Annotated in this window: 1 tRNA gene and 2 rRNA genes; all 3 read right to left on the bottom strand. The window is 51.0% G+C overall.

The annotated features are described in order from the left end of the window. Positions 1 to 192 precede the first annotated feature (192 nt). A tRNA-Asp gene (locus ABZ937_RS42850) sits at positions 193 to 269 on the bottom strand. Between the two features lie 94 nt (positions 270 to 363). Further along, positions 364 to 479, bottom strand: a 5S ribosomal RNA gene (gene rrf / locus ABZ937_RS42845). Between the two features lie 99 nt (positions 480 to 578). Beyond that, positions 579 to 1,048 (bottom strand): 23S ribosomal RNA (locus tag ABZ937_RS42840); the annotation flags it as partial.

The following is a 1,048-nucleotide window of genomic DNA, read 5'->3' as shown; positions in this document are numbered from 1 at the left end:
GGTAGATGTGGTATGAGGAAGATTATGGCAACTTTTTTATTGATCAAAAACGCCTGGTTCGGCATAAGACTTTTGATCTAAAGGCAACAATATGGGGAGTAAGGCGGTAAGGAAGGACAATTCCGGCCTGAAAATCGCAAAATATAGATATGAAAAAGCCCTGAGTCAGAGACTCAGGGCTTATCAATTAAGTGGCGGAACGGACGGGGCTCGAACCCGCGACCCCCTGCGTGACAGGCAGGTATTCTAACCAACTGAACTACCGCTCCACCGATTCTTTTACGTTGCATCTCTCGATGCCGGCAAATTCGCGCTTTGCGATTTGCGCATTACCAGTCGTCACACTGATAACGTTTATTTGATGCCTGGCAGTGTCCTACTCTCGCATGGGGAGACCCCACACTACCATCGGCGCTACGGCGTTTCACTTCTGAGTTCGGCATGGGGTCAGGTGGGACCACCGCGCTATTGCCGCCAGGCAAATTCTGTTTCATTCCAACCGCCTCACTTCCATGAAGCCATCAGAACCAATCTCGGAACTTCGCTGAAAATCTCTCTAAAAACACCTTCGGTGTTGTAAGGTTAAGCCTCACGGATCATTAGTACTGGTTAGCTCAATGCATCGCTGCACTTACACACCCAGCCTATCAACGTCTTAGTCTTAAACGTTCCTTCAGGGGCCTTAAAGGCCCAGGGAAGACTCATCTTGAGGCAAGTTTCGCGCTTAGATGCTTTCAGCGCTTATCTTTTCCGCACTTAGCTACCGGGCAATGCCATTGGCATGACAACCCGAACACCAGTGGTGCGTTCACTCCGGTCCTCTCGTACTAGGAGCAACCCCTCTCAATCTTCCAACGCCCACGGCAGATAGGGACCGAACTGTCTCACGACGTTCTAAACCCAGCTCGCGTACCACTTTAAATGGCGAACAGCCATACCCTTGGGACCTACTTCAGCCCCAGGATGTGATGAGCCGACATCGAGGTGCCAAACACCGCCGTCGATATGAACTCTTGGGCGGTATCAGCCTGTTATCCCCGGAGTACCT

It is taken from the genome of Streptomyces sp. NPDC046727, assembly GCF_040645635.1.
Classification (GTDB): Bacteria; Actinomycetota; Actinomycetes; order Streptomycetales; family Streptomycetaceae; genus Streptomyces.
This window is presented reverse-complemented; position numbering and strand designations above follow the sequence as displayed.